We start from the raw sequence: 8,087 nt of genomic DNA on the forward strand, positions 1-8,087 counted from the left end.
GTCGGCGCGCTGCCGGCCGGGGCGTGGTGGGCGTTCGGTCCGGCGATCGCGCCGGCGGTGGCGGCGGGAGCACTGCGGATGGCGCGCCGGCGGCCGGTGGACCACTCCATGCCCGTCATCGACACCCCGGGCGGCGCCATCCCCACGGGGCCGCTGTTCTGGGGGCTGACGGGCGCCGACGTGGCCCTGGTGGGCTGCCTGCCGGCGGTCGTCGCCCTTCTGACGCCGCCGGACGACCTCGCCGGGCCACTGGCCGTCCAGGCCGTCGCTGCCGCGGCGACGCTCGCCGCCTACCTGCTGAGAGCACGAAGGGCCACGAACGCCGCGTGAGTCTCCTCCGGGGGTCCGGAAAGCCGCGGACGCCGGAGGAGCCGGACCCCCCGGCCGCCCCCTCACATGGGCCGGGACAGCGGGACGCCGGAGGAGGCTAGCGCTTGGACTTGTCGGCGCTGGAGTCGGTGGACAGGGCGGCGACGAACGCCTCCTGCGGCACCTCCACCCGGCCGACCATCTTCATGCGCTTCTTGCCTTCCTTCTGCTTCTCCAGCAGCTTCCGCTTACGGGAGATGTCACCGCCGTAGCACTTGGCGAGGACGTCCTTGCGTATGGCGCGGATGTTCTCGCGGGCGATGACGCGGGCGCCGATGGCCGCCTGGATCGGCACCTCGAACTGCTGCCTCGGGATCAGCTCGCGCAGCTTCTTGGCCATGTCGACCCCGTAGGCGTACGCCTTGTCCTTGTGCACGATCGCGCTGAAGGCGTCGACCGGCTCGCCCTGCAGCAGGATGTCGACCTTGACCAGGTCGGCCTCGGCCTCGCCGGCGGGCTCGTAGTCGAGCGAGGCGTAGCCGCGGGTGCGGGACTTCAGCTGGTCGAAGAAGTCGAAGATGATCTCGCCGAGCGGCAGCGTGTAGCGGATCTCGACACGGTCCTCCGACAGGTAGTCCATGCCCTGGAGCTGCCCGCGCCGTCCCTGGCAGATCTCCATGATCGCGCCGATGAACTCGGCCGGGGCCAGGATCGTGGACTTGGTGACCGGCTCGAAGACCTGCGCGATCTTGCCGCCGGTCGGGAACTCCGACGGGTTGGTGACCGTGAGCTCGGAGCCGTCCTCCATGACCACGCGGTAGACGACGTTGGGCGCGGTCGAGATCAGCGACAGGCCGAACTCGCGCTCCAGCCGCTCGCGCACGATCTCCATGTGCAGCAGGCCGAGGAAGCCGACGCGGAAGCCGAAGCCGAGCGCGGCCGAGGTCTCGGGCTCGTAGACCAGCGCGGCGTCGTTGAGCTGGAGCTTGTCGAGGGCCTCGCGCAGCTCGGGGTACTCGTCGCCGTCGATCGGGTAGAGGCCGGAGAACACCATGGGCTTGGGGTGCTCGTAGCCGGCCAGCATCTCGGCGGCCGGCTTGACGGCCGAGGTGACGGTGTCACCGACGCGCGACTGGCGGACGTCCTTCACGCCGGTGATGAGGTAGCCCACCTCGCCGACGCCCAGGCCGCGCTCGGCGGGCTTGGGCTCGGGCGAGATGACGCCGATCTCCAGCGTCTCGTGGGTGGCGCTGGTGGACATCATGAGGATGCGCTCGCGCTTGCTCAGATGGCCGTCGATCACTCGGACGTAGGTGACGACGCCGCGGTAGGTGTCGTACACCGAGTCGAAGATCAGGGCGCGGGCCGCGGCGTCGGCGTTGCCCACCGGCGCGGGCACGGAGGCGACCACGTGGTCGAGCAGCTCGCGCACGCCCTCGCCGGTCTTGCCGGACACGCGCAGCACGTCGGACGGCTCGCAGCCGATGAGGCCGGCGAGCTCCTCGGCGAACTTCTCGGGCTGCGCGGCGGGCAGGTCGATCTTGTTGAGCACCGGGATGATGTGCAGGTCGTTGTTCATGGCCAGGTAGAGGTTGGCCAGGGTCTGCGCCTCGATGCCCTGCGCGGCGTCGACCAGCAGGATCGCGCCCTCGCACGCCTGGAGCGAGCGCGAGACCTCGTAGGTGAAGTCGACGTGGCCGGGCGTGTCGATCATGTTGAGCACGTGGCCGTCCCACGGCAGCCGCACGGCCTGGGACTTGATCGTGATGCCGCGTTCGCGCTCGATGTCCATCCGGTCGAGGTACTGGGCGCGCATGGACCGGTCGTCGACCACGCCGGTGATCTGCAGCATCCGGTCGGCAAGGGTCGACTTGCCATGGTCGATGTGCGCGATGATGCAGAAGTTGCGGATCAACGCGGGGTCGGTCTGGCCAGGCTGAGTGCGCACCGAAGTCCGTTTCGACAGGGTTGAGGTCAAGCGTCTTTCATGGTGACATGCCCGGGTGATCCCCCGAACCGTCATCCGCCGCGGCCTGCGCCTGGTCGCGCTTGCCTTGGTCGTCGTGGTCGCGCTGGTCGGCCTCCTGGCCGCCGCGTTCCGTGTTCAGTTTACCGGCGACGCGGCAGGCTGGGCGAAGAGCACGGGCAACGACGCCGTCTGGCTCGGCCACATGTGGGTGGACGGCCGCCGCACCCGGGCCGACGTGGACGAGCTCGCGCAGCGGCTGCGGGGCACGGGCATCAGGGACCTGTACGTCCACTCGGGGCCGTTCGAGGCCGACGGCCGCCTTGATCCCGCCAAGTACCCCGCCGCCCGAAATTTCGTGAACTGGGTGCACGAGGCGCTCCCGGGAGTCCGCGTCTCCGCCTGGCTCGGCCAGAAGGTGGACGGCGTCCTCGACCTGGACGACGACCGATCCCGGGCCAACGTCCTGGAGGGCGCCCGCGCGGTGGTGGCGGCCGGGTTCGACGGCGTCCACTACAACTTCGAGCCCATCGGCAGCGGTGACGAGGAGTTCCTCGACCTGCTGGCGCGCACCCGGCCCCTGACGCGGCTGCTGTCCACCTCCACCCCGCAGATCGAGCCGTACCCGCTGATGCGCCCCGCCGCCCGGGTCGCCATCTCCCACGACAAGTACTGGTCACAGGACTACTTCCGGCGGGTCGCGGAGCGCGTCGACCAGGTGGCGGTCATGACGTACGACACGGGCATGCCGCTGCGGCCGCTCTACGGCGGGTACGTGGCGCGCCAGGCCGAACTGGCCCTCGACCTGGTCCCGGAGGGCCGGCTGCTGCTCATCGGCGCTCCCGCGTACCACGACCACGGCGTCTCCTGGAGCGACGAGGCGGAGAGCGTGGCCGACGCGGCGCGCGCCGCCAGGCTGGCCCTTTCGGAGCACGGCCGGCGTGAGCGGTTCGGGCTCGCGCTCTACGTGGACTTCGCGGCCACGGAGCAGGACTGGAGGGAGTACGCTACGGAATGGCTCATTGACGGAGCCTCCCCAGGTCGTTGATTTGAGCAGCCACCTGGGTTATTGGTAATCTGTACAACTGCGTGTGGCGCGCCCTCTCTCGAGCCCGCGCGCCCCATCCATCACCCAGACTTTCACCGAGGCTTCTTCGTGGCGAACATCAAGTCCCAGATCAAGCGCAACAAGCAGAACGAGAAGGCTCGCCTGCGCAACAAGGCGGTCAAGTCGTCCCTGAAGACGGCCGTTCGCAAGTTCCGCGAGGCCGCCGAGCAGGGCGACGTCGAGCAGGCCGCGGCGCTCCAGCGCGTCGCCGCCCGCCAGCTGGACAAGGCCGTCAGCAAGGGCGTCATCCACAAGAACCAGGCCGCCAACCGCAAGTCGGCGATCGCCAAGCAGGCCGCCGCGCTGGCCGCCAAGTAACACGGCTCTTCCGGGCGCCGCACTTCCTCGTGGAGTGCGGCGTTTGTGTTCCCGCGCCCGATATCTGCCGGTGACGGCGATGTCCAGCCGGCTTGTGTCACAGTTTCGATATCACATCGGTATCGCCGAGCCGTATCGGCTCCGTCACCGTTGCCAAGATCGCTTGCCCTGCCCCTGGCCGTTCCCCAAAGTTCTCTGAGGACCGGCGGAAGGGGGCACGGTGCGGGGGCCGTGGGTGCTCAGGCGCGCGCTCAGCGAGCCGTTGCTGCTGCTTGCGGCATTCGGGTCGATCCTCCTGGCGACGACCACGTTGGTGTCGCTCACCATGTACGCCACGTCCACGGCCGAGGCGGGCGTGCGGCGGGCGATGGAGACCGCGTCGCTGCGCCAGGTGGCCGCGACCGTCTCCACCCCCGTGACGGCCGAGACGTTCCCCCGGCTGGACGCGACCGTGCGCGAGCGGATCGGCGCCGCCTACGCCGGGGCCCCGCTCACGATCACGACCGCGTTCCGCTCCGACTCGTACGTGCTGCCCGGCCAGGAGCGCCGCGAGCGGCCCGGACTGCTCAGGTTCGGCTCCTACGACGCCCTGGACCGGCACGCCAGGCTGGTGACGGGCTCCTGGCCGCGCCCCGCCCCCGCCGGGACACCCGTGGTCGAGGCCGCCGTGTCCCTCTCGGCGGCGTCGGCGGCCGGGTGGGAGGCCGGGCAGGAGTTCACGACCCAGGGACGCCTCGACCACCGGACGGTACGGGTGCGCCTGACCGGCGTCTTCCAGCTCGACGACCCGTTCGGCGACCGCTGGGCCGGCGAGCAGTTGCTCAGCCGGGGCGTGGAGAGCGGCGACTTCACCACGTACGGCCCGCTCATGGTGCCGCGCGAGACCTTCCTCGCGCGCTTCGCCACCAACGTGAACACCACCTGGACCGCGGTCCCCGACCTGCGCGGCATCACGCCGGACGCGCTGCGGCCGTTCGCCGCGCGCGTGGCGGGGCTGCGCCAGGCCCTCCAGGACGGCGGCTGCGGCTCCTGCGTCGCCGCCAGCCGCCTGCCGGAGCTGCTGACCCAGCTCGGCACGGCCGCGCTGGTCGCCCGCTCCACCATGCTCATCCCGGTGCTCCAGCTTCTGCTGCTCGCCGCGTACGCGCTCATGCTCACCGCGCGGCTGCTGGCCGACCACCGCAGGATGGAGGTCGCGCTGCTGCGCTCGCGCGGCGCGGGGACGCCGCGGCTGGCCGCGCTGGCGGCCGGCGAGGCGCTGCTGGTGGCGTTGCCGTGCGCGCTCGTCGCGCCGTTCCTGGCGCCGCCGTTGCTGTCGCTCATCGGGTCGCTGCCGTGGATCGCCGCCTCGGGCGTGCGGCTGGCGCCGCGGGCCGACCTGGGCACGTTCCTCGTGTCCACGGGCGTGGCGCTGGCCTCGGCGGTGCTGCTCGTCCTGCCCGCGCTGGCCGGCGCCCGCCGCACGTACGTGGAGGAGCAGGCGGCGCGCGGGCGCGGCGGGCGCGGCCTGGTCGAGCGGGCGGGCGCCGACGTCGCGCTGCTCGTGGTGGCGGCGCTGGCCATCTGGCAGCTACGCCGCTACGGCGCGCCCGTCACCGCCACGGCCGGCGGCGAGCTGGGCATCGACCCGCTGATCGTCTCCGGGCCCGCGCTGGCGCTGCTCACGGGCGGCATGCTCGGGCTACGGCTGGTGCCGCGGATCTCCCGGCTCGCCGAGCGGCTGACCGCCCGCCGCCGCTCGCTCGCCCCGGCGCTCGGCGCCTGGCAGGTGAGCAGGCGCCCGCTGCGGTACTCCGGCCCCGTGCTGCTGCTGACCATGGCCGTCGCGATCGGCATCATGTCGATGGCCACGGCGGCCACCTGGCGCACCTCCCAGCAGGACCAGGCGGACCACCGGGCGGGCGCCGACCTGCGGCTGTCCGGTCCGCCCGACGGGCCGGAACTGGGGGCGCTCGGCCGCGGGACGGCGTTCGCCGCGCTGCCGGGCGTCACGGCGATCTCCCCCGCGTTCCGGGGACAGGCGGAGTTCGGCGGCGGCGACGCGGTCCTGCTGGGGCTCGACGCCGCACGGCTGGCCGAGCTGTTCCGGCTGCGCCCCGACCTGTCGGACCGCGGTACGGGTGAGCTGTCGCGCGCCCTGCGCCCCGCCGGGCCGGGCTCCGGGGGGCTGGAGATCCCCGGCCGGCCGGCCACGCTCGCCGTCGAGGTCCGCTCCGACGCCGCGGCGCCGCTGCGGCTGACCGTCTCCGACGCGCTCGGCGTGTGGCGGGAGCTCCCGCTCGGGACCCTGAAGGCCGGCGCCAACCGGCTGGAGGCGTCCCTGGGCGGGCTGGCCGGCCGCGGCGGAAAGATCTCCTACCCGCTGCGCGTCCGCGGCGTCATCGTGGGGCCGGTCGCGGACGGCACCGCCGAGGTGACGCTGACCGGCCTGATCGCCGGGGACCGGCCGGTCGGCATGCCGGGGGCCGAGCCCCTGAAGGTCACGGCAGCGCGGCCGGTCGTCCTCACCCCGGGCCGGGCGCCGGCGCAGGAGGCACTGCCCGTGGTGCTCACCGCCGGGCTCGCCGAGTCGCTGAAGCTGCGGACCGGGCAGATCGGGCGCGTCACGCTGGACCGGGACGTGGTCGAGGTGGAGGTGGCGGGAATCGTCGAGGGGATGCCCACGACGGCCGGCGACCAGCAGGCCGTCCTCGCCGACTGGGGCGCGCTCCAGGCCCGCGCGCTGGCGGCGGGCCGGCAGCCGAGGCCCGCGACCGAATGGTGGCTGGCCGTGCGCGACGGCGACACCGGGCCCGCCCGCGCCGCCCTCGACCGCCGCCCCGAGTGGGACGTGAGCGCGGTGGACCGGCGAGAGGTGACCGCCGCGCTGCGTGACGACCCTCTCGCGGGCGGCCTGCAGGGCGCGCTGATCCTCGGCTTCGTCGCGGCGCTGGTGTTCGCGGTGCTCGGGTTCCTCGTCAACGCCACGGTCGCGGCCCGGGAGCGGGCGGCGGAGTTCGCCGTCCTGCGGGCCCTCGGGGTCAGCTCGCGGCAGATGCTCGGGCTGCTGGCCGTCGAGCAGGCGTTCGTCGTCGGGCTGTCGCTGGTCGCGGGCACCGCGCTCGCCGCCGTCATGGGCGTGCTGGTCGTGCCGCACGTCGTGCTCACCGGGCAGGCGTCGGCGGTCACGCCGGACGTCGTGCTCGACGTCCCGTGGGCCGCGACCGCCGGCATGCTGGCGCTCGTGACGGCCCTGCTGTTCGTCATCGTCGCCGGGCTCGCGCGCACCGTGCGCGGGCACGGCGCCCGCCTCGGGGAGCTCCAGTGAGGTCGTTGGTCCCGGCGCGCGTCCATCTCGGTCCGGTGGTGCTGCTCGGCGTCCTCACGCTGAGCGCGTGCCTGCTCGTCGGCGGGCTGCCGCGCGCCCTGCAGGCGTCCTTCGACGACGCCCTGCACGCGGCGCTGCGCGGCGCGCCGGCGCTCCAGACCGACCTGCTGGCGCAGGTGGAGCCGCCCCGGGCGGAGTACAGCCTGCGCGACCCCGCCCAGTTCGCCGACGGCGACGCGCGGCTGCGCGCACTGCTGCCCCCGCCGCTGCGGCCGCTCGTCCTGCCCCCCGGCCGGGGCACCAGCCACATGAGCGCCACCACGTACGACACGCCGGTCCACGGCTCCAGCGGCATGCGCTACCTCAACGTCGGCTGGCTGTCCGACGCCGACCGGAGGGTGCGCTGGACCGAGGGCCGCCCGCCCGGCGCCGCGGGCTCCATGACGTACGAGCGGGAGACCGTTCCCGTGTTCGAGGTCGGCGTCTCCGAGGACGCCCGCGCCAAGATGGGGCTGAAGATCGGCACCACGCAGATCCTCGGCGAGAGCGACTACGCGGCCGTCAAGGTCGTCGGCGTGTTCGCGGCCGTGGACCCGGCCGACCGCTACTGGACCCACCACGACGACGTCGTCCGGGTCATCGAGACGCAGCCGCCCGGCAAGCTGGAGATGGAACGGCGCGCGACCGCCCTCATCTCGGCGGCGGGCCTGGCCCGGCTCGACGGCGACGACCGCAACCTCGTCTACACCTGGGTGCTCGGGCTGGACCCGGCCGCGCCCACCTCGCTCGGCGCCGCCGACGTCAAGGAGGCCATCGCCGACTACGGGCGGACCGTGACCGTGGAGCCGGGGACCTCCGCCGGCCGCTACCGGTTCGTGACGGGGCTGCCCGGCCTGCTCGACAGGTTCCTCACCGCCCAGGGCACGGCGCGGACCGTGACGATCCTGGTCCTCGGCGGGCTGCTGGCCGTGGCCGCCGGTGTGATCGTGCTGGCCGTACGGCTGCTGTCGGAACGCGCGGACACCGCCCTGGCGCTCGCCCGGGCGCGCGGCGCGTCGCTGCGCCGCCTCGCCGCCGCC

General features: G+C 73.4%; 5 protein-coding genes and 1 pseudogene. 5 read left to right on the plus strand and 1 reads right to left on the minus strand.

What is annotated here, in order from left to right; all coding sequences use genetic code 11:
• Nucleotides 1-330, plus strand: a pseudogene (locus AB0H81_RS42505) (hypothetical protein); the annotation flags it as partial.
• Between the two features lie 97 nt (nt 331-427).
• Here the strand turns inward: AB0H81_RS42505 and lepA are convergent.
• Complete coding sequence (gene lepA, locus AB0H81_RS42510; protein ID WP_358387494.1) at nt 428-2,257, minus strand: translation elongation factor 4; 1,830 nt, start codon at nt 2,255-2,257, stop codon at nt 428-430.
• 55 nt (nt 2,258-2,312) lie between these two features.
• On the opposite strand from lepA, the gene AB0H81_RS42515 reads away from it, so the two are divergent.
• The 4 genes from AB0H81_RS42515 to AB0H81_RS42530 form a co-directional block, all read left to right on the plus strand.
• On the plus strand, nt 2,313-3,323 hold the full coding sequence (locus AB0H81_RS42515) for a hypothetical protein (RefSeq protein ID WP_358387497.1): 1,011 nt from the start codon (nt 2,313-2,315) through the stop codon (nt 3,321-3,323).
• Nucleotides 3,324-3,431: 108 nt separating this feature from the next.
• Complete coding sequence (rpsT, locus tag AB0H81_RS42520; protein WP_106235424.1) at nt 3,432-3,701, plus strand: 30S ribosomal protein S20; 270 nt, start codon at nt 3,432-3,434, stop codon at nt 3,699-3,701.
• A gap of 220 nt (nt 3,702-3,921) precedes the next feature.
• On the plus strand, nt 3,922-7,008 hold the full coding sequence (locus AB0H81_RS42525) for an ABC transporter permease (protein ID WP_358387500.1): 3,087 nt from the start codon (nt 3,922-3,924) through the stop codon (nt 7,006-7,008).
• A partial coding sequence (locus tag AB0H81_RS42530; RefSeq protein WP_358387502.1) for a hypothetical protein occupies nt 7,005-8,087 on the plus strand: 1,083 nt, incomplete at its 3' end. The genes AB0H81_RS42525 and AB0H81_RS42530, both read left to right, overlap by 4 nt.

Source organism: Nonomuraea sp. NPDC050691, from assembly GCF_040654455.1.
Taxonomy (GTDB): domain Bacteria; phylum Actinomycetota; class Actinomycetes; order Streptosporangiales; family Streptosporangiaceae; genus Nonomuraea.